Below are 23,512 nucleotides of genomic sequence, written 5' to 3' on the forward strand. Positions count from 1 at the left end.
ACCCGCGCGACCCCCCGTCGACGGGGATGGCCACTAGCAAGGCTCCCGCATAGGGCGTCCATGGCGTGGCGACGAGCGTGGGCAATGCGGTCTCGGCTGTCGCGATACGCGGTTCTTGCCGCCGAACGTCGACAACTCCGGCTATCTTCAGGGTGTGGGCTTGGCGCCGCTCGATGCTACCCACATCAAGCGGCCATGGCGGAGGTGAGCGTGGTGGGTAAGTCGGCTTACGCGTGCGCACACGATGTCATCCGTGAACACCTGCTGGACAGCGAAGGCATGCTCAACATTCCTGTCGACCCCTTCGGTCTGGCCTCCAAGCTCGGCATCGAGGTGTCCTTCGGACAGTTGAGCGAGGGGACGGCGGGCCTCATTGTGCGGGAGGCTGAGGCGGACGCAACGCGCGTGTTACTCAACCGGTCCGATGCCGCGAACAGGCAGAAGTTCACCCTCGCTCACGAGCTCGGCCACTACTTCCGGCACCAGAGTGACGGCGACCACGTGTTCGGATATGTCGACGAGCGGGCGGATCTCGCATCGCGAGGTACGAACGAGGAAGAGATCTGGTCGAACAAATTCGCGGCCGAGCTACTGATGCCCGGTTTCGCCGTGCGTCAGCTCTACAGCGAGGGGTGGGACCTGCGGCGCCTCGCGCGAGAGTTCGCGGTGTCCGAGGCGGCCATGGGCTACCGACTGCAGAACCTCGGGCTGGCGTGAGTGACGGTGATGCGCGCTCGGAGCTGACCGACGCCATCCGCATGCTCAATGAGGCATCGCGAGACGCGGTGCCCGCAGGGGGCGCGAAGTCCGCGTCGAGGAAGCGCGTGCCGTTCTCCTCGGAGAAGGACGAGGTCACCAAGAGCGCTATCAAGCTGCGGGACATGACGCAGACCAGCCGACTGCGTAAGCAGCTCGCCACCTTCGCGATTTTGGCGGTATCCGCCCAGCTGCTCGTCGCGAACTTGTTTTTCGCGTTCTATCTGTGGCAGACGAAAGATGATGGTTTCGAGCCGTCCGTGATGATTGCCTGGCTTTCCGCCACCGTGGTCGAGGTGGTCGGCATCGTCGTCATCGTGGCTCGGAACCTGTTCCCGTCTACCGCCGTCGCGCTCCGTCAACGTGACATCAGGCGGCTCGCGAAGGCGATTAAGGTCTCGAAGTAGCGCGACTCGTCACTTGAGTGGCACGAGACTACGAAGCAGCCCGAAGAGCTCCACCGCTCCGGTCAGAGCGCCTGCGCCGCCGAAGACGACGCCAGCGATTGTTTGAACCGAGACCGGTGCTGCTCTTCGTCAGCGGTGGCAGAATCCGGTCATGGTTGCCGAAGATCAGATTGACGTAGACGGGCTTCCTGCTGGGCGGGATTGCCCGTCATGCGGAGCGCCGCTCGAGCCGGGGCACATCGACGACTCGATTGCGCTCGTGTGGCTTTGCCCATTGCACGGACCAGTCGAGTTCACCCACGACCCATTTGCCGCTGACGACTAATGGATGCCGTCAATCTCCAACTATATAAAAAGGGTCGTATAAATAGGGTGTGATTTCGCAGGACTTTTGTAGATCCTGATATTGATGTGGGACGCAGCAAAGGCCATTCAGTTCGGCGCCACCGTGCGAGCGCACCGAACATCACGAGGCTTGTCCCAGGAGTCCCTCGCCTATCAGGCCGGCATTACGAAGAATCAGCTGCAGTTGATTGAGTCGGGTCGCGCATCTGGCCGCCGCGACGAGACGGGCCCTTCAAATCCGCGAATGGCAACGCTTGTGGGCCTGGCAGAGGTTCTCGGCATCTCGGTTGCTCAGCTCGTAGCCGACGCTCACCTCTGAGGGACCGCGAGGTCACCCAAAGTGGATGCGGACCATCTCCCCGCGCCAGACGACTCAGCAGGAGAAAGGAAGCAGCCCCCGCGGTCGGCGTCACTCATAGGCCGGAAGGTTAGCGAGTGCGCGGTCGAACTCGCAGGAGACGTTGTAGAAGTATGTCTCGCCGTCCTTTACGTACTTCGCTCGTTCCTCCTCAATCGAGCCATGATCGGCGCCGCGCAATAGGTGGCTGACGGCTGCGACACGCACGTCAGCGTCCGAATGCCTCATGAGGGACCGGGTCAATCGTCGCGGGGCTTCGTGATTGCGCCGCGAGAGTTCGCGGAGGGCTGCGTAGACCCGGGAGGCATCGTCGCTTTCGAGCCATTCAGAGAGCTGGGCGAGGGTGAGCTTCGACCGAAGATGATCGCCAATTTCCTCGTATCGCCGACGACGCGTCTTTACGACGACGTCGATCTGACGAGAAGACCCGATGGTTGCGAGAAGATCTCGTGCATCGTCGGAGACGATTTCATTGCCCGCGATGATCTGCACCAACGCACCGGTCTCGCGACGCCCGACCCTCGTACCTCCCAGTGTGGCGAGGTACTGGACTGCCGTGTATGTGACTGAGTCGGAGTAGTACTTCACGAGGTCTGGGTAAGCGGAGTAATCATGCCTACCCAGAAACTCCGAGAGAGGGGACGTCCGCCGTTCAAGGACGGCGATCGCATCCGCCTTCTGGGCCGAATCCTTGCCATTGAGCGCGAACCGGAGTTCGGGTTCGATGCCTCCGAACTTGCGCCCGACTGCGACCGCCAGGTCAGCCGCCGCCGGGGGTATTGCGGTGAGCGCGAGGCGCCATCGTCGCACACGGGAGAGGGCGGTCCGGCTATCCGCCGTGGCCAACAGCCGCTCGAGCGATGCGACGACCTGCGGCGTCTCAAGGGCCTCCACGATGCGCATTTCCGCATCGAAAGCAGCCGAGCCAAAGGTGAAAGGACTGTCAGGTGACAGTAGATGGTCGACGACATCGTCTGAGAACTCGCGCCGACGATGCAGCTCGTCGAGCGCTGCCGTTCGGGCAATGTCCGGCGTTCCGCTCGACAGGACAAGCGCACCCAGCCTCGCGCTGCTGGCCATGGAGGCCGGTGGCTTGCTGAGGTACGACCGCATGGATTCATCTGCGATCAGCGTCGGGTCGACATCCACAAGTTCATCAAGTGATGTTTGGGGACTCGTGGCTCGAAGAAGAGCGGACGCCGTGGCCGCAGTTTTGATGCTGTCTCCCGCCACCAGTCGCCGAAGAGTGGCTCGGTCAGAGTCTCGAGCGAATTGGCACCAGAGCCTTACGCTCAGGGCCGGCTCAGCTTTGAGTAGTCGCGTCCAACGCCGGTCCGCATTCTCGCGAGCGTCACGACTGCGGCCGAAGAGAGCGGGGGTTCGCAAGCCGAGCGCGAGCAGCATACGCGCTGTACCGATCACGACATGATCCAGGGAGTCATCGAGCAGTCGGGGGACTGACTCCATGAATTCCTTCTCGAGGCCCTCGCGGTCACGAAAGACCCCCAGCGGAAACACCCTCTCGCTAGCGCTAAGCGAGCGTCCCATGTCATTCAGCAGCGACCGCATCCACGCGTTCGCTTCCACCTGCCGAAGGCCCGAGACGTTTGCTCGGTTCGCAACCCGGTTGGCCAGGTGTATTGGAATTAGTTCCTTATCGCGCGATGCGGCGATGGCAAAGAGGAGGAGCCGATCGGCGTCCGCGTGCCCGTCGCGAGGCTTACCCACAGCGAGAGCAGCGAACGACTCGAGAGTTCTGACGAGCTCGTCAGAGGAGGAGTCGTCCTCGCCTGGCTCACTCGCGACCTCTGACTCGACTTCTGCGGCGGAGCGCGAGGGCGCGTACCCACGGCCGGTCGCGCCGACTCGCCCACGCTCGTGCATCACCTCAGTCAGGCGGAGGGCGATCAGTAAGCGGAGTTCCTCCACTGTTGCAAACTCTTGGTAGAGGATTTTGTGTTGCTCGCGCAACTCTCGCTTGAACGCGATCACGCGCGCGAGGTCGGGCCCGGGATCACTCAAGCTGCCTTCGTCAACCGCCTTAAAGTAGAGCGAGATGTCCGGCGCCCCGCTACTCGCCCTTCGCTTAAGCGCAAGTCCGATCTCCTCGTGGAATCCGGTCTCGTACTCCCCGCCCGCTGGACTGCCCCACCGTCGATGCAGGATGCCGATAAACAAGTCACATTGGTCAACCCAAGGGTTTATCAGCGCCTGAGGTCGGCCCGCACGAGAAGTTAGCTGCTCCCACCGATACACGCGGATCGTCACATCCAAGAGGTCCGACAGAATCGCATTCAGTGATGCAGCGGTCTGCTCGATCGCGTCCCGCTCGTCGGAAAGCCCGGCCGGCGACGCAATGAAGACACGAAGTTCAGCCTTCTCTGGCACCTAAACTCCCGTAGCGATCAGCGAGACACTCCGACGCAGGCTTCGAGTCCTGCGCGGTGTCAGTTCCCACGAAGTCGGGAGCAGCCGACGAGCCGACCTAAGTCACCAGGCGTCGGGTTCAGTGCTCAGACCGTCGTCCACTGCTTCTGCGTCTGTCTGGAACTGATCCAACCAACCTCCGTGCTCGAGTTCCGTCAGTGGCTTCGCGTTCTCGCGGATCCGTGCAACGAGAGGGCTGTCCCCTTGGTCGACGACGACGTCTACGGGGAACCCGGTTAGTTCTTCGACCCACGACTTAAGGGCGCCGACTTCGAAGCCGGCCACCCCGGGTCTGAGGCTCACGAGGAGGTCGATGTCGGAGGTGGGGCGGTCGGTGCCGCGCGCAGCGGATCCGAACACTCGGATGTCGAAGACCCCTAGCTCTGCGGCCTTCTCGCGGATCGCCTCACTGTGCGTGCTGAGGGCCACTGAAGGCCGGTACCCAGCTGCGTCCAGGAGTCGCGCCAGCGTCACGGAGGAGACGGCGCGGAGGTTGGCTTCCATGAGTGCGACATGGTCCTGCGTCATTCCCGCCGCTTTGGCCAGCCTTGCTTGAGTGAGCCCGCGGTGCTCTCGGGCTCGGCGGATGGTCACGTGACGGCCCGGGGATCGGTAGCGCGACCGTGAGATTCTGTCGCGCGCACGTTCGAAGTAGTCCTCATTGACGAGGGACCCGTCGCCGGAGTCAATGCCTGCCTGAATCAGTGCGCGGAGGTTGGCCCACGCTTCCTCCCCGGTAGCGGGGGCGTCGATGGCCTGCACGAGCTGGCGCAGCGCGAGCTCCAAACGGTCGCTGACGGGCTGCTCTTCAGCGGGCTCGGCCGGTTTCCGGGCGGCGTCGACGTCATGGAGGACCCCCCGTGCGTGTGTGAGCGCTGCGGCTAGCCGATCCGCTTTCGCGGCCAGGACGTCATCGAACCCGTATCCGTCGAGTAACTCGACGGTTCCCTCCTGGACCTTTTCCAGTCTGCGGTCAAGGATCCGCTCGATTGCCTCCTCTTGGCGGGCGTGAAAGGCAGCGAGCCGTTCTTGGCTCTTGCTCTGGAGGTATTCGACCGGACCCATGAACACATACGGCGCCGAGGCGTCGCCCTCGATAGGGCTACCACCGCCCGGGGCGGTCGGAGCATGCTCGGGGTTCGCCCGGTCGTCGGACTCGATGGCGTCTGGCCAGCCCTCACGCTCCCGGTCGAGGTAGCCCGAGTCGTACACGCCGTCGACTGTGCCGGCGACCTGCGCGATCCGCTCGCGATGTGCGGCTGAGGTGGCCGGGTCGCTCGCGTCGGCTGGTTCGACGGGGTCCCCGCTTGGCGTGTTGTCCCCGCTGTCCTCCGGCTCGGTCGCGTCGGCAGACGGGTGGGGCACTGATGGTGACGCTTCTTGAAGTTCGTCCGTGGTCGGAATCGTCGGCGTCGTGGGCGAGTCGTCGGCGAGGATGCCTGGAGGTGCTTGCAGGAGTTCAGCGAGTGCTCGGATGACGTTCGACACCTGCGCTTCTAGAACACCGTGCTTCTCGAGGAGGCGGAGAAGTCGCTCGCCGAGCGTCTGATCGTGGTCGTGGTTCGTCATCTCTCCTCCTGCGTGCGCCGCGCGGGGATTTCGGCGACGATGCGTTTGACCACGGCCATGTCGTGAGGGGCCAGGTCCGTGTCCGGGATGCGGTCGACGGTGAGTCTCCACCAGACGGTGGTCTCGATCCCGCAGTCAGGGCAGGTGCGCGGAGAGACTGTCCCGAACGGATAGAGACCACCGGGGCCGGCGAAGTCCCACCCGTCCGAATGGGCTTTCGCCGGGGTCGTGGCCTCCTCGCGGCCACAGGTCTCACACCACACGAGGATCGTCGCCGGAGCGGTGGAGTCCTCCCACTCGGCGGGTTGGTTCAGCAGCTCGCTCATGAGGTTCTGGAATGCAGCAGTGGGCTCGAGGTTGCGGGCGGCTTTCAGTTGGTCGACCAGGTCCTTGTGGGCGGTGACAACCTCAGCGGCGGTGCCCTGGTGGGCGCGGAGGGTGAGGATTACCCGACTGGTCGTGCGCGTCGTGCCGCCATACAAGGTGCCGGGAGGGTGGTGGCGGGTGGTGGGGTCGGGCTTCCACCATCTGATCTCACCCAGCCCGGTCCTGTGATCGAAGAAGAAGCCGTTCACACCGGGGAGCGGTTCCCCATCGGAGATCAGCGGTCCGGTCGCGGGGTAACGAATCACGATCGGCGGTGCTGTCTCACGGATCTCGAATAGGTAGGTGGCTCCGGAACGCGTGACCGCGAGATAGGTTCCAGGCGGCGAGTCCTGCGTCAGCGGGGCGTCGAGAAGTCGCCCGTCCGGTGGTGGTGTTTCAGTGGTCATGGGGTGCTCCTCCCGGGCAAGGTCGGTAGGTGTGAAGGATCGACACGATGACGTCGATCGGCGGGTCAGTGGCGAGACCGAAGTCGTAGAGCGCCACCGTGATGGCGTCCTCATCCAGACCGTCCGGGTGACGTCGGACTTCGGAGCCCAGCATGCAGATGTCATGTGAGTCCAGTCCGGCCTCCGTTTCCAGCCGCCTGCGCACCGGAATCCATCGGCGGTAGTTGCTCTCCGACCCCCACCCCGCGCGCCGGTTACGGGCCGCGTCGCGGGATAAGTCCCGGCGCCGTCGCCGCCGCAACTCCTCTTGCCCTACCGCACTGCTGGCCAGGGCAAGCCATGCGTCCATGTCCGCGATGTCAACGGCGGTGATACCGACTGATGGGTTCCGGATCCACTGCATTCGGGTGAGCGCCCGGTCCGCAGGCAGGCGGGCGCGTTCGAAGTCGCGGCCGAAGATCGGGTTGTCATCGACCCAGAGCAGAGGCCTGCCGTCGAATTGTCGGGCCAGGTTTCGGGCCTTCCAGTCCGGTGAGTCCTCACTGAACCGGGGTGGGCTGGACACGCCGACGGGCAGGTCGGGCAGGCCGAGCGCAGGGGCGAAATAGGTGTTCGCGTACTGCTGCCAGGTGGTCGCCCACACCACCTCAACACCACGATCCAGCAGCGATCTCACCCACTCCACGGCGATCGTCGAGAAGAAATGCGTGGTCGTCCACTCATCGTTCTCATCCCAATCCGGGGCCGAATGCAGCACGGTCGGGTACGCGTCGCGACGAATGGTGACCGTCACCTCGGTCTCTTGCAGGTTCGGGTCGGGCTGAGAAAGCCACGACCGGAGTGTTCTCAGGACCCCGTCCACGTCGACCGCGACCACAGGCCGGTATCGCTCGTTCTCGTCGGTCATGGCGTCGCTCCCTGCTCAGGCGGTGTTCGGTAGCTGCGCAGGATCGGGAGGATCACATCCAGCGCCGGGGTCGTGGTGTCACCGAAGCCGGCGAAGACCTCCGCGACTGCCGCTTCATCGACGGAGGGGGCTTGTGCGAGGTACACCCCGAGCATGTCGATGTCGTCACGGCTCAACTCGGTCGCAGCCTGCAGTTCCGCTCGGATCGGGAGCCAACGGCGGTAGTTCGCGTCGTTGCCCCAAACCAGTCGTCGACCGCGGGCTCTGCGAGCGGCCAGGGCACGGCGTCGCCGTGCCCGCAGCTCCGCCTGTCCGTCCGGGCTGCCCGCTAACGCCAACCAGTCGTCCATCGCTGCCGCGTCCGCATCGGTGATACCGCGCGACGGGGAACGGAACAGGTACGTGGAGGTCAACGCCCGATCGGCCGGGAGCCGACGGTCCTCCAGCTGCGGCCAGACGGGCGGGTTCTCCTCGACCCATAACAGCGGACGCCCCGGGTATCTTGCGGCCAGATTCCTGCATTTCCAATCCGCAGCGTCCTGCCCATCTTCCGCCGGCCCCGACACCCCGATGGGTAGCTCCGGCAGTCGCAGAGGGCCGGAGAAGTAAGTGTTCGCGTGCTGCTGCCACTCGCTCGCCCAGACGACCTCGATGCGCCGGTCAACCAGGCTCCGCACCCAGCCGACCGCAACCCTTGAGAAGGCGAACTCCTGGGTCCCCTCGCCTCGCCGAGCCCACCGGGGACGGGGCTGGAACAGGGCGGGGTACGCGTCTGTCCGCATCGAGATCGTGACCCGCATCTCGGCCGACGAGTCGGCGTCGTCACGAGAAGGCTTCAGCGCGATCGTGCCCAGGTCCAGCGCCACGACAGGGCGGTAACGGTCTTCGATCATGGCCGAACCTCCACGTCCGACACCGACAAATCCGCCAGCTCGAGCAGTCCGAGGTTGCCCGGCTGATCATCCATTCCGAGCGACTCGACCTGCAGCGGCGGAAGCCCTGGCCGAGGGATCGTGGCCGAGTCTCGGACGTGGAAATGGCCATGGAAGTGGAGCAGCGGCTGGGTGCCCGCGACCACATAATCGATCAGGAGCCGACTCTCGGCCGTGTACTCGCGCTCTGCTTCGGTCCACGGACTCGGGTCCGAGATGATCTTCTCCACCCGCGGGGTCCTGAGCCTTCCCGCGTCATGTGTCAGCAGAACCTCCGTCGACCCGCCCGCGACCGCGATCTCCACATCCCTCTGGCTGGGAAACTCCGACGGCCACCAGGACCGAAAAGGCGTCCTGTACCGGTAGTCGATGCTCGCCGCCCCGCCGAAGGAGAGAAACTCCCGCCCCGCGATCGTGAAGCGGAAACCCTTCGGCAATACCCAGACGCTCTCGCTGACCCGTGCCGCTTGCTCTGGCGCCGCTGCGAACAGTTCGTCGAGCTCGGCCCAATCTTCGTGATTCCCTGGCGTGACCAGGACTCGCTCAATCCCCGGTGTCATCCGCCGTTTCCAGCTCTGCCCGACCCAGTACTCCACCGCAGCGAGCAGGTCAGCGGTGCCGCCCGGCCAGAATCCGAAGTCGCCGAGGTGCAGGATCGTCTGCACGCCCGTGCGAGCCGCGGCCGGGATGGCCCGGCCGATCCACGGTCGATTCGCGTGCCAGTCGCCGGCTACGACGACCCGCTCGTCGGGCAGCTCGAAGTTCGGTGCAGTTTCCAAATCGCTCAGCGTCATCTCGACCCCCCGCGAACACCGTATATGGATCAGGCCGTAAATAACAGGCCAGATATAGAGTGCTGAGGGCTTGCGTGCTACGACCGGCCGCTGGAGGTGAGGAGCGGTCTCGCTGGCCGCCGATCGCTGTGTGAGCGGAACAGATGCGGGATTCGAGGAGCCGATTGGTGCAGGGGACTAGCTGCCGATCGCCCGTCTGACTCGGAACGAAGGATCTGTGGCCAGCACTTCGCGAATCGCCTCCTGCCTGGGTTCCGGCGAGGCCGCAGCGAGTGCGCGAGCGAGAGCCTCGCGCACACGTACATCTCCATCGCTGGCGAGTCGAGCACCGACGTGTTGGGGACCGCCGTGCTTCACCCACAAATCGGATGCGAGGCACCGCATCGCCCATCCCTGTCCCGCTAGGAAAGCGACATCATCCTTCATACTCGCGCCGAGTTGCTGAAGCGCACGGGTTGCGTAGTACTCGTCGGATCCGCTGCCGAGAAGCGCGTAAGCGAGGCGACGAACAATTGCGCGCTGGTCAGAATCAGTGGCCAAGATGCTTGCGAGATAGACCGCCTCTCCTCGTGCGTCAGCGTGCCCGACCATGATGCGGAAGGCGCTCAACGGGTGTGAGTACTTCGCGTCATGCAGGTCTGGATCGGAGGGCGACATTGTCTCGACCAGACGAGAGGCCTCAGCGAAGAGGCGGCTTCGCGACACTTCGTCCATGCCCTGTGCGACGTTGGCGGCCGCGACAAGATATTGGCCGCGGTCAGATGCGCTGACGTGCCTGCTCCCGGCCCGCCGCAGCAACTCGGTGACTGCTTCGCTGAGCACCGCAGGCGGCTGTCCGCTGAGGAGGAGCGAGTCTCCAACGGCGCGGGTACCTACTGTGTACATACCGGGAGTGTGAAGGAGAGGTGTCGTGAGACGGGCGACAGCGGCGGCGGCATCGTCCGGACTAATCTCGTCGGGGTCCGCGAGCGCAAGCATCTCAGTTGCCCAGTCCTTCCCGCGACCGTCGGTCGCTTTCAGGGCTTCGCGAGCGAGTTCGGGATAGCGGTCTAGAACGTCCAGGGTGGCTGGCTGCCGGGCTCGATCTGCTCGGGCCAGGAGTTCGACAAGGTGTGGGACAGCTCGGATCGCAAGACTCGGGTGGCGGATTGCGATCTTCGCAACGGCGACAGCTTCGTCGTCATCGTGAGTGCGGTAGTGGTTCTCCTGAATGGGAGGCTGGCGTTCAAAGTGGCTCAGCGTCTCATCTGCGTCGCTTTCGGTGATGCGGTCAGCGATACCTGCGAGGGCTTTCACCGCGCCGGCATATCGCGATGTGGAGAACACTGCGAGGTCGGTCAGTGCTCTCTCGTCAGCGGCTCGCAGATCGGTGACTATTTGACTGGCAATGGCGGAGATCTTGTCGTCTGGAACCAGGTCCTCTTGAGCGGCGAGGAGTCGGTAGGTGGCGCCGACTGTCCAGTAGTTCCCGCCGTGGAGGCCGTCGATGGCGTCAATGAAGCGCGATTGGTAGGCCTCGCTGAGCGCCACGATCTCCTTCGTCGCTCCCGCCCGCGCAAAGTGTGCGGCAGCGACCTCTGGCTCATTCGAGGCCTGCAGTACGGCGGCGAACACGATATGGGATCTCCTCTCCGCGGCCCAGTCGCCTGCGGCCACGGCGTCGCGCAGGGCGCGTTTGGCGGCGATGGCTGCGGTGCGATGGTTTCCTTGGCGAAGTGAGTCCAGTGCGTCCTCGTACGCATGAAGCGACCGGGGGACGACGCGCGAAGACGGGCCCATTTCATCGAGGGCCATCTCTAGCGGTACGAGCTCACTGCCGTTGAACGGTTGCCAGTGTGAGTAGAAGGCTCGTTTGCTCAGAACCCATGCGCCGGCGTCATCCCATTTGCGAGCCAGGGAAGCTGTCGCGGCCGCTTCTTCCCAGTGCGCGTCCGCCTCGTGGAATTGCTCGCGAATGGCGCAGTATCGTGCCCTCCGAGCGAAGACGAGCGACACCACGTCGGGTCGCAGCTTCCTGCGCCTGGCTTCCTCAAGTAGTGACCCCCAGTCGCCGGTCGACTCTGCCAGCAGAAGACGTAGTCGAACATCCTGCAAGGGGTCGCCTATGCCGCGCTCTCGTATCCCCGCAATGCTGGTTGAAGCCGACTCGAGCCATTCGGTGTCGTCCAGGGCGAGGGCCGTCTCGCCCGCCAGCAAGAGCAGTCTGATCTGGTCGTCGACCTCGCCGATTCGCAAGGAACCCGGGTCGGGAAGCAGTCCCAGTGGGTGAACGTAGATTTCAAGGGCTCTAGAGGCCACCGAGGTGTGGTCAGCCACGGCTTCCGCATCGGGCAGAGCCGAAACGAGAGTTTCAAGCCGGGTGACGATGACTTGCGCGTTGGTCGTTCGCCCACGGTCCAGGGCCGCCCAGGTCTCGTCGAGCAGTTGCCGAGTGGCCTCGCGCTCGCGCCCCAGTTTCACCAGCAGGTCGGCGCGGGTGGGTTCGTGGCGGCTCGCGTGGGCGCTGAACCCTCCGGTTCGCAAGGCTGCCTGGGCCAGCTCGACGAGACCGATAGCAGTTTCAGGGTCGCTGGTGTTCTCTGCCTTGTCGAGGAGCGGACGAGCCCCGGTGACGGTTTCTGGGGAGCGGGCGATGGCATCGCTGATAGCGAGCGCGTCGGCGTCTGCGATTTGCGGTCGGTAGATCTCGAAATCGCCGCAAAAGCCGCGAGCCGTCGGCTCTCCGAAATACTGCACGACGATTTCGGGGCGGTCGCGCAGGAGTTCCGAGAGTCGTTGCGCGTCCCACAACTCGAGCCGGACCGGCTCAAGCGCCTCCTGTAGCCGTGCAAATTCTAGGACCATTCGCGTTTCACGAAGTTCCACGCTGACTCCGAGGATGAGCCTGTCGACCTGAAATGGGCGATCTGCGTCACGAAAGGTCTCCACAGCCTTGCGCAGGTCGGTGGTCGTGAACTTGACGTATTTCTTACTCTGCAACGCCGTCCAGCTCCCGTGAGCGTCGACGGCAAGGATGTCGATTCCTTGTTGAGCCTGCCCGGGGTTCCCGTAAAGGTAGGGGTTGCGCAGCCCTAGCACGTCGCGCATCACGCGCCATTGGAGAGACTCGAACGCTTGCCAGTGAAGATCGCTGAACGGCAACTGCTGGAGTCGACCGATCACTGGTGCGGGGGTTGGGCTTGGTGGGGACAGATACAACGCCGAGTCGATTCGAAGTGGTTGCCAGCCGCTCAATTTGTTCACGCCTCCACTTGAACTTGCTCTCGGTCTCGCACGCGTCTGCTTGATGAGCACAACGTTCGTCGTCGCCGGCGCAGCCCCAGAGTCAGAGTAGTGGGGCAATAACGTCGCCCGGGGCCGAGCGCGTCGTCCGAGGGCGGCGCTGGCTTTGCCGCGGCACTCATTGATGAGGCGCGGAGCCCCGATTGAGGCGGACATGCCCCCGCCCGAGTCCGAACCTCGGCGCGACCAGGAGACGACTACGGCGTCGCGCGAGTTGCAATGTTGACCAGAGCAAACATCCGGCGGATCGCCCAGGAAACGAGCGCGAGCACGATGGTGGCAATGCCGCTAGCGTCAGACCTCATGAGCCCACTGCTGCAACCGATCGCTTCTGCGGGCCGCACGTGATTGGCGAGCGCCTACTGCAACCGGGGGTGAATTTCACTACTCGAGGTGAACTGAAGTTCGCGCGCGCAGTGCACCTCGCGAACGAGTTACGCGGTCGCATCGACGAGTGGTCGGCGGCCGAAACGATTCTCGCGCGGCCGAAGAGGGTCGACGAGGGAACTGTGGAACTGAGGCTCGTCCTTCGACGGGAGCCTCCGGTCGACGAGTGGGGGCTCATCCTGGGTGATGCGCTCCACAATTTCAGAGGAATGCTCGACAACGTCGTATGGGCACTGGCGACGCTGGACGGCGCGGTGCCCGCACAGCCGACTCAGGTGACATTCCCGGTTACCGACTCCGCGACAAGGTGGGAGAAGCGAGTCGCCTCTCTCGAGTCGATCCCCCCGGACCTTCTCGAGCGGCTACGCCTGCTGCAGCCTTGGGTCGCGGGTGTCCCCCGCGAAGACAGCCTCCTTGGTGTGCTCCACGGACTCGATATCACGGACAAGCATCAGCAGCTCATCTCGTCGTCGTTGCACTTGAGGAGGATTCTGATGGGTGCGCTTGACTTCGGGACCGACCCAATTGAAGTCCTCGACGAAGCCTTGATTTCATACGAGATTCACGAGACCCCAGTCGCGCTGAAAGACGACGCAATCGTCGTCACGCTCCGATCCGACACCCGTCCGTTGAATGTGAGTCCCGACTATCGGGCGCGACTTGACGCCCAGTTCGCCATCGTCAGAGACGAGACCCGACTGATGATGCTCGACACTTTCATGAGCGAACTTGCGAAGAGTGCGCGTGAATGGCTCGATCTGATCTACGGCGGCGCCTTGTACGCCCAGCAGATGGAGGCGGCGAGACAGCCTGGTGCGGCCAACGCTGTGTTCGGTTACATCGACGCCTTCGGCGCGCCGCGACTGACACAGTTGCCGATGACTCGTATAGGCGACTAGCGCCGAGCTTCGAACTCGAGGAGTATGCAGTGGTTCGCGCGCTGATCGGCTCAGTTGCCGCCGTCCAGTGCGCGGAGAGAGTCGATGACAAACTCGCGAAGCTGCACGTCCTCGACCTCCGGCTCGTCGAGGTCGTCGGTGACGTATGGGATGTGCTGCTTCTGAGCGGCGAGACCGTCCGCGTACCGGCCCCGAGTTTCGGACGACACCACCGTGCGGAATTCGGTGGCCTCGAAGGTCATCTCGTACGTCACGGAGTTGCTGCCCACCCATCGTCGGAACCGCACGAAGGCGGTCGCGAGACGGATGTATGCCTCACTGTCTGACGCGAGCGGGTCGAGTGCCTCCGCTATCCGGTCGGATCCGCCCGCATAGTTCACCAACGCGACGGCTCCGGTAAGGAGACTCCCATCCTCGATGAGTTCTTGGGGTCGCTCCTTAATCGCGGCGGCCCAGTAATCGGCAAAGCCTTGGAGAGTTCTTCTCGCTCTCGTGTTGTCGCCACCCAGGACACTTGAGAACTGAGAAACATAGGAGAAGCTCTCAGCGTGACCGATTTTCGCGAGCGTTTCTGATGGCGTGATAACGGCCTCCTCGATCCCCATCGCGAGCTCGCGTGCCAGCCAGGGGCGTAGGAGCGAGCTGGGTCCGACTGCGGGTTCGCCACCCGACCGCGGTGCCTGGACTCGTTCGATCAAGAAGTCGATGAGCGGTCTGCTCGCAGTCGTGACGGGTCGCCGCTGATCCATCGCCCGTGACACGGCCAAGCTCGCAAGGGGTTCGGGACCATCGATGAGTTGGCCGAGGCTATTGGTGCTCGACGACTCCCGAAGCGAGTTGATGTCATTGAGTGCCTCGGCGATGAGCGCGTCGCTCACGTCGTCTTCTGGCAACGCGAGAAGAAGGTAGCGGCCGATGAACGTATCTTCTGAGACAGACCGAGGGTGCGCATAGAAGTTGCTAATGGAGTTCGAACTGACTCCCGGGAACATCAGATCCAAGACCCGCAGCAGGTCCAGGGGATCAGCGTCGCCCGCGACATCGCGTAGGCGTTGCTTCCACTCCTCAGTGCTGATCTTGTCGCGCTGGAGTAGGCCGGTCGTCCGAGACCCGGTGTTCAGTTCGGACCTCCACTTGGGAAGAAGTCGCCAGACCTCGTGCGCCTCGAGGCGGAGCCAGGTCACTGCGGCGTAGTCGAACAGATCAAGTTCCGCCTGGCGGACATGGTCGGCGAAAGCAAGTAACTGAGAGCGATATCGACCGTAGGTGCGCGGAGTGGTGATCATCGAAGCGAGCACCTCGATGAGTTCGCTTTGTCGCAGGAGCCCAACCTCGTCGAGACGCGTCCCAGTCACTTGCACGAGATCCGCCATGAGTGCCTGCACAAGTCGCATCGCGTTCGCACGGGGAATCGGCGGCACCTCGAACGGGTACTGAACGATCTTCTCCATGAATGAAGTGGCTCTCCCAGCGACGCCGCTGGCCGCCAGGAGACCTTCGACGGTGGATTGGTCGTAGGCCATCAGATAGTGAACGCCCTGGAATCGGCCAAGGAGCCGCACGATGCGGAGAAGGTTGGTGAGCTCATCAGCCCCGAGCCGATCCACGTCATCGATGACGATCAGCACGCGCTTGCCGTGGTCTTTCACGAGCCGCGACAGTTCCTCGAACTGCTGATGCCATGGTGGCCGCGAAGCAATCTCCGAGAGGACCTTGCTCGCCGTGTCAGCGACTACTGCGCCGGCCAGTGGGACAACGCCCAGCAGGGGCGCTGCGAACCCTGCGTATCGCGCGAACTTGGCTCGGCCTTCACCGGCCGGCTCGACGTCGAGCGCGGTCGCCAGCGTGCTGACGAACTCGATCGACATGGCCGCAGCGTCGCCACTTGACCACGGGGTGAAGTCCGCCACCACCCAGTCCTCAGCGAGGGAGAGTTTGACGCGCGCGATAACGGATGACTTTCCAGATCCCCACTCACCGACGAGGCCGAAAACTGTGCTCGCGTCGGCGACCGTCGCTCGGTCAATTCGCGACGCCACCGTCTCAATGAACGGGGATCGCCCGAGCTCGTCGGCGCTATGGTCGGAAAGTGGCTCGTCAGTCCATCGGTTGTCGCCGGGCGTCGGAGGCGCAGTCATGACATGAGTTCATCGGTGAGGACTGCGGCGCGATCGAGGGAGACCAGCGACTCGTCTTCCGTGCCGAGCGACGAACGGATGCCGTTCGCAGCCCTCTGCCGCTGTCGACGAGGGCTTGCACCATCTCTTCGTTCGAAGATGAAGAGGAACGCGCTGATCACGGACTGGCCGAGCATATTCGGATAGTGGTGCTCATCGACGTGCCGAAACCAGAGTTGCCCGTCACTGGCGCGGAGTCGCACGTACCGCGCGTCGGGGTTCCGTGGCTGCCCGACAACAACCGCTCGGCACTCTTCGCCAGGTGGGATCATCGTCGGTGCACCGTCACGACTGATGATCTGGGTCGCATAGCCGCCGCGTCGGTCGGGGAACAGCAGCAGTGGGGCACGTACGGGCCGGTTGCCGACGTTCCGTGCGTGCACGATGATCTGCTCTCGCGCCACCTCCGATCCACCCTCGCGAACGTGTTCTGTCGTTTGCCAGGTAATGAGATCGTCAATGCTCTGTCGGTTGCGGGCTGACCGCTCCTTGGCGAACAGCACCAGAGCAAGGATGAGTGCCCCACCGGTGCTGATTGCTGCGATCCAGTCCGGGATAGTTCCCCAGTTCATTTGGTTACGGTACCGAGTCGCACCGACATGCGACCCATGGCCGGCGCGACCAACGCGGGCGCAGGTGCACTCGGTGAAGACACAGCTCGTATCCTTCTCGAGGCCCGAGGGGCGGAGTTTTCCGGAGTCGGCGACGCGAGCATGGAACGTGGCGGTCACAAGCAAGGCCTGGATATCCTCGCGTTCGTCGATGGCGAGCTCGTGGCTTACGAGGTGAAGATCCGCCATGTTGGCCGACTCGCCGGACTGGTGACGCGCACTGGCAATCTCCGTCGGCCCCCCGCCTGAGTACAACAATTGACGGAGTACGCGAGGGTCGTGAGGCGTATATCGACGTTCGGGCGAACCAGATCATCGACGGCGGTCAAGACGCCGGGCACCCGGAGGTGAGACTCATCGTCGTCGACCTCGTGGCGATGCTCGCTCAGGGGTTCGGGGTCACAAGGGCGGGGCGAGTGGGACCAGCACTCACCCCGCAGGTTGACTGTGAAGCGGCAGCGCGGCAGGCGTTCGACGCGATGCACGCGGAACAGTTCAATTCCGAGCCAGCAGCGAAGACGAGTTGGCTGCACGTGCCGCCCACATCGCGCGGACTCGGCTGCGGGAGTAGGTGACTGAGATGCAGTACGGATCATCACCCAAATGGATGACGCGTGGTCAGTGATGTCGGTCGCCACGCTTCGCTCGGACTGATCACAATCAGGTCGTGTGGCAATCGTTCGCGCAGTAGTAACATCCGTTGACGTCGGTGTAATACTGTCGCGCGGCCTTGACGGCGTCGGCGCAGTTGCTGTGCCAACCAAGGTCGCGACGGCTGTAAATGCTAGGCAGGCACCCCTTTGTCGACGAAGAGTCGTGGACTTCGTGGTCTCCGCTGCCCGGCTGGGCATTCACGTTCACGCAGTAGTAAGGCATGTTCTCCCCAATCCGCGCACATCTGCGTGCGCGCGAAACATGGTAGGGCAACTCACGTGGTCTTCGACCTGCGCTTCGACAGGGAAGCAAGAGCTAGAGAGTCGCCCTTTCGACGACGTAGAGGGTCTTCGCCTAAGGGAAGAGGGGGCGGCTGGTGCCGCCCCCTCTTCCTCAGCAGACAGTTGAGAAGGTGCTCAAGCACACCGACGTGCTGAAAGTGCTCGCGAACTGCGTGTCCACGGCTTCCTTTCCCCGGTGCTCAAGCGCCTGTAGCGACAAGAGGTACCCCATTGATCTCACCTCCTCGAGCCAACTCGCGTGGCGACGGTGACATAAGGGAGTCGGGTGCGAGGTACGGCAACCCGGACCAGCGAAGGGAGCCCCCAGCAATCCATTCCCTGTACGCAAGCAGGGCGGTGAGCACTCCCGCCGAGCCGGAGCCAAGATCACAGGACATCCGGAGAAGCCCATCGCCGGCGAAGCGCAAAGCCCGTTGATCGGGGAACGCATATAGCGCCAGTTGCGAAACATGGTGGTCGACAATGCTCCGAACGTCGGAGGGGGCAAGACCGAACCGGTCCAGCAGGATCAGAGCGTGGATGAGGCCCGCACGACCGCGGAGGAGGCCGGCCTGAACGGTGAATGGAGTCGAAGCAGCGAGGACGATCGCATCAAGCGTCTGCTTGTACCGCCCCGCGTCCCCCGTATGTGAGATGTATCGTGCCAGCACCACGCCGACGCCCGCCGAGCCGTGCCCGAGGTATGGGATCACACGCCACCCTTCATTGACGTGCAGCGAGCCGTCTTTCACGACCGCGAGCGTGGCGAGGTCGTGGTCGAGCGCACGACGCGCACTCTCAAGATGGCTTGTGTCGCGCGTGTGTTCGTAGACGGCCAGGGCCAGGAGCGCCGTGCCAGTTGCCCCACGTAGTAGGCCACCGCGGTCTGTCGCGACTCGGGACTTGGTCGGTTTCGTCTTCCACTTCTCATCGAGCTGCCGAACGATTTCGGCTGCCTGTGACACAGCGGTGGCATCGCTCGAGGCGAACGAGAGCAGTGTCAACCCGACCCCCGGAAGGCCGGAGTAGAGCGAGCAATCTGCATCACGCCATCCCCGCGACCTCAAGACTTGCAGGAGCTCTGCGGCGTCTGAGTCCAGACCGAGCTGCCGCAGGCCCCAAATCGCGCCGGCGATACCGTCCATCAACCCCGGCCGTTTGAGATCCGTCGTCTCCCGCAACGCAGTCTGTATCCACAGCAATTCTGCGTCCCGCAGTCGACGACCTGTCAACGCGGCGGCCGACGCAACGCCGAGCGCACCAGAGGCTAGCCCGAACGCTGGTTCGCGAAACTGGCGGGGGTCGCCCGGCCAGAGCCGATCAGCCCGTGTGGGGTCGGCGTCCACACTGATTCCATGAACGATCCCGGTGATTGCCGCGTCCAGACCTCGCGGGCGTGTGAACTCCAAGGAACCGAGAGTTTTCCGATGTTCCCTCGCAGCCCCCGGTGAGGTGCGGGGCGAGAGGGTTCGAAGGACTTCCTCTGCCCACCCAGGACCGAGGTCGAACTGCTCTGCGGCTACTTCCACAAGCTGATGCAATTTCTGGTTGGCCTGCTGCGCGAGCGGGGTGAGTGGGAGAAACATGTGCAGGTCGATGCAGGCAAGCGCGTAGAGGTCTGCATCGCGTGCGCTGCGGCCGTCGGGCGCGACAAAGCCGGGAACACCAAAGGGCGAAATAGTTTCGCGCTCGGTCGGCACAGACATCTCGAAGTCAATGAGCCGGACATCGCCGGACGCGGTGACAAGGATGTTCCCGGGGTGAAGATCTCCGTGAGTGTGCCCGGAGCGATGGAGGTCGGTCACCACCGCGCGAAGCGAAGCGGAGATTCCTAGCACCCAGGACCGGTAATCCGAATAGTCCGACGGGGTGGCTGTGCCCGACGCTAGCGGGTGGCGCGCGACTACAAGATTCGAGAGTGTATCTCCCTCGATGTGTTCCATGGCGAGGTATCGGTGTCCGTGCGCGATGAATGTCGCCAACGGTCGTGGCGCGTAGCCTCGGCCGATGAGAGCCTTCAGGACGGTCTCCTCATCCTGAAGCCGTGAGACGGCATCCCGATCATCGGGGGTTAGCCCGGTGTGCGGCCGTGCCTCCTTGAGGACTATTTCCTTGCCACCCATAGTTGCGGTGTAGATCCCCCCGGCATTCGAGTGATGCAGGGCACCCGTCACGTGAGGGAACCCCTTCGGAGGTGCGAGCTCAAGCGCGTCGAGTTGCGCCTGAAGGAATGCCGGGATGGTGACCCAGGCTGGACACGTGAAGGTGGTGCCGCGCACATCGGGGACGAGCTGGCCTGTGCGGGGGTCACGAATGGCAGGGGTTTGGAACCCGTTGACGTCGACGAACTGTCGGATGAAAGCCCCATAGCGAACAAACAGCGGACCGTCGTCCCAGCGGAGGTCGGTGAGGATGTGTGGGGCCGGATGCCCGGACAGCAACTCCTGAAGAGTCGTCAGGCAGTTCTGCAGTGCCTGATCGTCAGTTGGATAGATCGTGATGAACTTCGCGGCGCTGATACGGTCGGCATCCTTCGCGAGCGACGCGCGGAGCCGGGAAGGACTGCGGAGGTGTTTGAAGGCGACTCGCTGCTGGCGGCAGTAGGCGGACGCCTGACGCAAGGCCTCGGACGCCGTGCCCAGCGTGGCCGACACGTGGACCTTCCAACCTTGCTCCGGAACGGTGATGCCGGGCGCAGTCCAGTGGATCCAATGGTCGTCCTGCTGAGATAGCCATCCGAGGCGAGCGAGAGCCCGATCGGTCCGGTAATCCTGTGATGAATCGAGTTCGTGGCGGCCCGGCTTGTCGTAGAACGGCGAGCCGGCCGCCGCGAACTGCGGGTAGATCGGGTCCACAAGCTCCCCCCGGCGAAGGGCGCGACTACCGCGCAGCACATTGTGAACTGGCAGCGGGTTGGCAACTCAGCCGTGACCGGAGCGCACGCGATGCTCCTCAAGCCAGCACTTTTGGCGTGTGAACGGGGATTCGAGCGCCGAGCACGGCCAAGTCGCGATAGAACACGGCCGACCCAACTTCATCCGAAAGGACTACGTACGACCAATATCGAGGCCGTTCCGCGCGCCCCAGAGCGCGAGTTGTGTGCGATCCGCCAGTCCAGTCTTCTTCAATGCAGACTGCAATTGGGACTTCACAGTGTGCACAGAGACGTGGAGTCGAAGGGCGATGTCATCGTTGCTCGTGATGCCGCTGGAGAGCGCAGCCACCACGCGACGCTCGGCGGCGGTGAGGAGGGCTAACTGGGACTGATCGGCTTGCGTGGGGCCACGCTTGATGAACTCGCGGAGGATTGGTGCGGTCACCCGCGGGGATATCACAGCCTCCCCCTTCGCGGCCGCTCGGATGGCATCGACAAGTTGGTCGAGGTCGTGGCTCTTCAGGAGATAACCGACCGCACCCGCGTCGAGTGCCTGAACGACGTACTGGTCGAAGGCAAAGCTGGTCATCACAATCACCGCGATTTGGGCTGAAGGCGACTGAGTCAACTCTCGCGTCGCTTCCACCCCGCTCAATCCCGGCATCTGGATATCCATAAGCACCACGTCGGCGCGTTCGTTCAGAGCAACCTTCACGGCATCAACGCCGTTGGTTGCCTCGCCAATCACCTGGATGTCCCACACGCTGTCAAGCTGCAACCGAATCGCGCGTCGGACTGTGCGGTTGTCGTCGGCGATGAGGACTCGAATCCGCCTAGTGCTGCCAGTCATTGTCTGTCGTCTCCCCGTCCCGTGGGAGCGACGGGGATGGTGAAGGCCGACTCCCAGCCGCCCGCTGGTGTTGCACGGGCGACCAGTGTGCCCTGAAGGAGTTCGAGTCGCTCGCGCATCCCACTCAGGCCCCATCCAAGCCCCGGCCAGGGATGCTCTCGGCGCTCATTGCGCGGTGCCCCGTTCGCTACGGTCACCTCAAGGGCAGTCGGGTGCAGCCGGATCGACACGGAGACGGTGGCTCCAGGCGCGTGCTTCGCTGCGTTCGTGAGTGATTCCTGGATGCACCGATAAGCGGTTGTGGACACGACAGCGGGCAGGTCGGAGAGCGTGCCGGTGACTTCGAGCTGGACAGTCATCCCCCGCTTCTGCCAGTACTCCACCAGGCCGGGCGTTCGCCGTATGTCCTTTGTCGTCTCCAGGGGTTCAATGTTGTTCGAGCGGAGATCGGAGAGAGCACCGGTGAGACCCGCAGCTGCGAAGCGGCCCTCGGCTCGGACCTCTTCGATGAGACTGATCGCGTCCTCGGGGTGGGCGGGTGCGATCTTCAGGGCGGCGTCAGCGAGTGTGATGAGGCCAGCGAGGTGTTGGCCCGCGACATCGTGCAGTTCTTGTGCGATGCGGGCTCGCTCACGTTCCTCGGCCTCGCCGACACGGCGGTCATGTTCCTGCCGTGCGAGTTCAGCCTCTTCCCGCGCCAGGGTTACGCGTCTGACTTGCGCCGCCCACCAGATCCCTAGCGCCGCGCCGCCGACGACTGGTGCGGCGAATCTCACGGCCTCAGCCGACACGTATCCGAGTGCGGCACTTGCTTCGGTGCCGATCGCAAGAACCCACCACAGTAGCGCGCTCATACTTATCGCGACCACGCCCACCGCCCAGCCGATGGCGCTGACCGCCGAGGAACGCGTGGCGAGTAAGAAAACCGAAAGCGCAATCACCAAGTACATGCCAATGAGCCACGACGGAACGCCAAGCCCGAGAGCAAGGGCCAGGTAGACGGCAGTAACGCTGCTGACGGCCAGCCCTGGCCAACGGGGCGTGAGCAGGAGAGCCGCTGCCTGGAGCGCGCAGCCCGCCACGAGCAACGTGAAGCCTGCCGGGATGGAGACCGTGAGCGGCCAAGGCCCTTGCGACTGGGCAAGGGCGGTGATCGGCACAGCCAACACCTGGATGACGGTGGTGAGGAAGACCACGCTGGCGAACACCCACGCCGAGCGACGTGACCTCAGCAGTGCGCCGGGGGCGACGCCCGCGTCATCGAATGTCTCGCCCAAGCGTCCGATCGGCTGAGTGGGCATCTATGTCGTGCTCCAATCCAGGTGGGTGCCTGGGAACTGAGGTCGGCGGCCGCGTAGCAGGCGCCCCGATGATGTGCAGTTGACACTATCTGTGCTCGCCTGCCCGGTGCGGCACACGTCGCGCATCCGTCGGAGCCCACCGCAGCGACATGCGAGCGATCCGGATACCGGGAGAAAGCCCATGCTGCTGGTGACTCCGCGGCCGAAGGGGCACTCGTGCGTCAGCCAAACGAGTGAAATCTCCCGCTCGATTTACGCCAGACCTTCCACATCCAAGGGCGTCCGCTACCCGGAGTGCGCCGCGAGCCATGCTGCGACGACCTGCAGCTCCATGCGGGTCCGCGAGCCCGCAACTTGCAGTCAGACGTTGCGGATGCTCAGCTCGATTGAATCAAGACTGAGTGACGGGATAAAAGCCTTACTTGACGTCCGGAGTGTTGTCTGCGCCGCACCCCATGGCGTCTGGGAGGCGAGGATGCGTCTTGGTGCCCCTGTCCTCCGGCGGCGAGAGGTGCACCGTGACCGCCAACATCAGGCAACGGAGCTGAGAGGTTCAGATGGACGTTATCGAGCGGCCACGCTTCGGGCGGGCTGTCGTCATCGTGATTGTGGTCACAGCCGTCCTCGGCTTCGTTGCGGCTATGTGCACAACAAGCGCGTACTCCGGAACGGCGAACTCGAGTTGGGGCTACTACTCACTCAACGGACAGAACTACAAGAACCAGGCCGTCGTTGAGACAACGCCATCTACAAACTCCATAACCGGTGCAACGAACATTCTTACCAATGAGACTGCATGTATTCCTTCCGGCTGGGCAGGAGCTCGCGCAAGGATCTTCAACTCCAGTGGTGCGCTGATCATCCAGTCAGATATCAGATACAACTCCGGATGTGCCCTTTCTCATGCCAACCTCATCTACTACACCG

At 63.7% G+C, this 23,512-nt stretch carries 16 protein-coding genes; 4 read left to right on the plus strand and 12 right to left on the minus strand.

Annotated features, from left to right (window positions below; genetic code table 11):
* Positions 1-195 precede the first annotated feature (195 nt).
* The 3 genes from OAW74_RS14165 (at position 196) to OAW74_RS15540 (ending at position 1,827) form a co-directional block, all read left to right on the plus strand.
* Entirely contained in the window at positions 196-717 is a 522-nt protein-coding gene (locus OAW74_RS14165; RefSeq protein WP_262875034.1) for an ImmA/IrrE family metallo-endopeptidase, read from the plus strand.
* Entirely contained in the window at positions 714-1,163 is a 450-nt protein-coding gene (locus tag OAW74_RS14170; RefSeq protein ID WP_262875036.1) for a hypothetical protein, read from the plus strand. The genes OAW74_RS14165 and OAW74_RS14170 overlap by 4 nt, the downstream gene beginning before the upstream one ends.
* Positions 1,164-1,572: 409 nt before the next feature.
* Positions 1,573-1,827: a helix-turn-helix domain-containing protein gene (locus tag OAW74_RS15540; RefSeq protein ID WP_378734090.1), complete on the plus strand. Its 255-nt coding sequence runs from the start codon at positions 1,573-1,575 to the stop codon at positions 1,825-1,827.
* 90 nt (positions 1,828-1,917) lie between these two features.
* On the opposite strand, the gene OAW74_RS14175 is transcribed toward OAW74_RS15540, so the two are convergent.
* The 7 genes from OAW74_RS14175 to OAW74_RS14205 form a co-directional block, all read right to left on the minus strand.
* Positions 1,918-4,254 (minus strand): DUF4062 domain-containing protein, encoded by a 2,337-nt coding sequence (locus tag OAW74_RS14175; protein ID WP_262875037.1) that lies wholly within the window; start codon positions 4,252-4,254, stop codon positions 1,918-1,920.
* 102 nt (positions 4,255-4,356) lie between these two features.
* Positions 4,357-5,862 (minus strand): XRE family transcriptional regulator, encoded by a 1,506-nt coding sequence (locus OAW74_RS14180; RefSeq protein WP_262875039.1) that lies wholly within the window; start codon positions 5,860-5,862, stop codon positions 4,357-4,359.
* Entirely contained in the window at positions 5,859-6,635 is a 777-nt protein-coding gene (locus OAW74_RS14185; RefSeq protein WP_262875040.1) for a hypothetical protein, read from the minus strand. The genes OAW74_RS14180 and OAW74_RS14185 overlap by 4 nt, the downstream gene beginning before the upstream one ends.
* On the minus strand, positions 6,625-7,542 hold the full coding sequence (locus tag OAW74_RS14190; RefSeq protein WP_262875041.1) for a hypothetical protein: 918 nt from the start codon (positions 7,540-7,542) through the stop codon (positions 6,625-6,627). The genes OAW74_RS14185 and OAW74_RS14190 overlap by 11 nt, the downstream gene beginning before the upstream one ends.
* Positions 7,539-8,435 carry a hypothetical protein gene (locus OAW74_RS14195; protein WP_262875042.1) on the minus strand — a complete coding sequence of 299 codons (897 nt, stop codon included), beginning with the start codon at positions 8,433-8,435 and terminating at the stop codon, positions 7,539-7,541. The genes OAW74_RS14190 and OAW74_RS14195 overlap by 4 nt, the downstream gene beginning before the upstream one ends.
* Positions 8,432-9,268, minus strand: a complete 837-nt coding sequence (locus OAW74_RS14200; protein ID WP_262875043.1) for a metallophosphoesterase — start codon at positions 9,266-9,268, stop codon at positions 8,432-8,434. The genes OAW74_RS14195 and OAW74_RS14200 overlap by 4 nt, the downstream gene beginning before the upstream one ends.
* Before the next feature lie 177 nt (positions 9,269-9,445).
* Positions 9,446-12,511: a hypothetical protein gene (locus OAW74_RS14205; protein ID WP_262875044.1), complete on the minus strand. Its 3,066-nt coding sequence runs from the start codon at positions 12,509-12,511 to the stop codon at positions 9,446-9,448.
* A 455-nt stretch (positions 12,512-12,966) separates the two neighbouring features.
* On the opposite strand from OAW74_RS14205, the gene OAW74_RS14210 reads away from it, so the two are divergent.
* The gene (locus tag OAW74_RS14210) at positions 12,967-13,836 is read left to right on the plus strand and encodes a hypothetical protein (RefSeq protein WP_262875046.1); all 870 of its coding nucleotides are present in this window, start codon (positions 12,967-12,969) and stop codon (positions 13,834-13,836) included.
* Positions 13,837-13,886: 50 nt separating this feature from the next.
* On the opposite strand, the gene OAW74_RS14215 is transcribed toward OAW74_RS14210, so the two are convergent.
* From OAW74_RS14215 to OAW74_RS14235, 5 genes are all read right to left on the minus strand, one after another.
* Positions 13,887-15,974: a KAP family P-loop NTPase fold protein gene (locus OAW74_RS14215; RefSeq protein ID WP_262875048.1), complete on the minus strand. Its 2,088-nt coding sequence runs from the start codon at positions 15,972-15,974 to the stop codon at positions 13,887-13,889.
* Entirely contained in the window at positions 15,971-16,813 is an 843-nt protein-coding gene (locus tag OAW74_RS14220; protein WP_262875049.1) for a hypothetical protein, read from the minus strand. The genes OAW74_RS14215 and OAW74_RS14220 overlap by 4 nt, the downstream gene beginning before the upstream one ends.
* A 946-nt stretch (positions 16,814-17,759) precedes the next feature.
* Positions 17,760-20,414 (minus strand): class III lanthionine synthetase LanKC, encoded by a 2,655-nt coding sequence (gene lanKC, locus OAW74_RS14225; protein WP_262875050.1) that lies wholly within the window; start codon positions 20,412-20,414, stop codon positions 17,760-17,762.
* A 192-nt stretch (positions 20,415-20,606) separates the two neighbouring features.
* Positions 20,607-21,284, minus strand: coding sequence for a response regulator transcription factor (locus tag OAW74_RS14230; RefSeq protein ID WP_262875051.1), 678 nt, complete (start codon positions 21,282-21,284; stop codon positions 20,607-20,609).
* The gene (locus tag OAW74_RS14235) at positions 21,281-22,585 is read right to left on the minus strand and encodes a sensor histidine kinase (protein ID WP_262875052.1); all 1,305 of its coding nucleotides are present in this window, start codon (positions 22,583-22,585) and stop codon (positions 21,281-21,283) included. The genes OAW74_RS14230 and OAW74_RS14235 overlap by 4 nt, the downstream gene beginning before the upstream one ends.
* Positions 22,586-23,512 lie beyond the last annotated feature (927 nt).

Source organism: Microbacterium fluvii, from assembly GCF_025515205.1.
Taxonomy (GTDB): Bacteria; Actinomycetota; Actinomycetes; order Actinomycetales; family Microbacteriaceae; genus Microbacterium; species Microbacterium fluvii.

Bases quoted from the DNA above. Each gene is read 5' to 3' on its own strand.
- OAW74_RS14230 (WP_262875051.1), bottom strand. From the start codon at position 21,284: ATGACTGGCAGCACTAGGCGGATTCGAGTCCTCATCGCCGACGACAAC.
- OAW74_RS15540 (WP_378734090.1), top strand. From the start codon at position 1,573: ATGTGGGACGCAGCAAAGGCCATTCAGTTCGGCGCCACCGTGCGAGCG.
- OAW74_RS14180 (WP_262875039.1), bottom strand. From the start codon at position 5,862: ATGACGAACCACGACCACGATCAGACGCTCGGCGAGCGACTTCTCCGC.
- OAW74_RS14190 (WP_262875041.1), bottom strand. From the start codon at position 7,542: ATGACCGACGAGAACGAGCGATACCGGCCTGTGGTCGCGGTCGACGTG.
- OAW74_RS14215 (WP_262875048.1), bottom strand. From the start codon at position 15,974: ATGACTGCGCCTCCGACGCCCGGCGACAACCGATGGACTGACGAGCCA.
- OAW74_RS14185 (WP_262875040.1), bottom strand. From the start codon at position 6,635: ATGACCACTGAAACACCACCACCGGACGGGCGACTTCTCGACGCCCCG.
- OAW74_RS14165 (WP_262875034.1), top strand. From the start codon at position 196: ATGGCGGAGGTGAGCGTGGTGGGTAAGTCGGCTTACGCGTGCGCACAC.
- OAW74_RS14195 (WP_262875042.1), bottom strand. From the start codon at position 8,435: ATGATCGAAGACCGTTACCGCCCTGTCGTGGCGCTGGACCTGGGCACG.
- OAW74_RS14200 (WP_262875043.1), bottom strand. From the start codon at position 9,268: ATGACGCTGAGCGATTTGGAAACTGCACCGAACTTCGAGCTGCCCGAC.
- OAW74_RS14235 (WP_262875052.1), bottom strand. From the start codon at position 22,585: ATGCCCACTCAGCCGATCGGACGCTTGGGCGAGACATTCGATGACGCG.
- OAW74_RS14220 (WP_262875049.1), bottom strand. From the start codon at position 16,813: ATGGCGGATCTTCACCTCGTAAGCCACGAGCTCGCCATCGACGAACGC.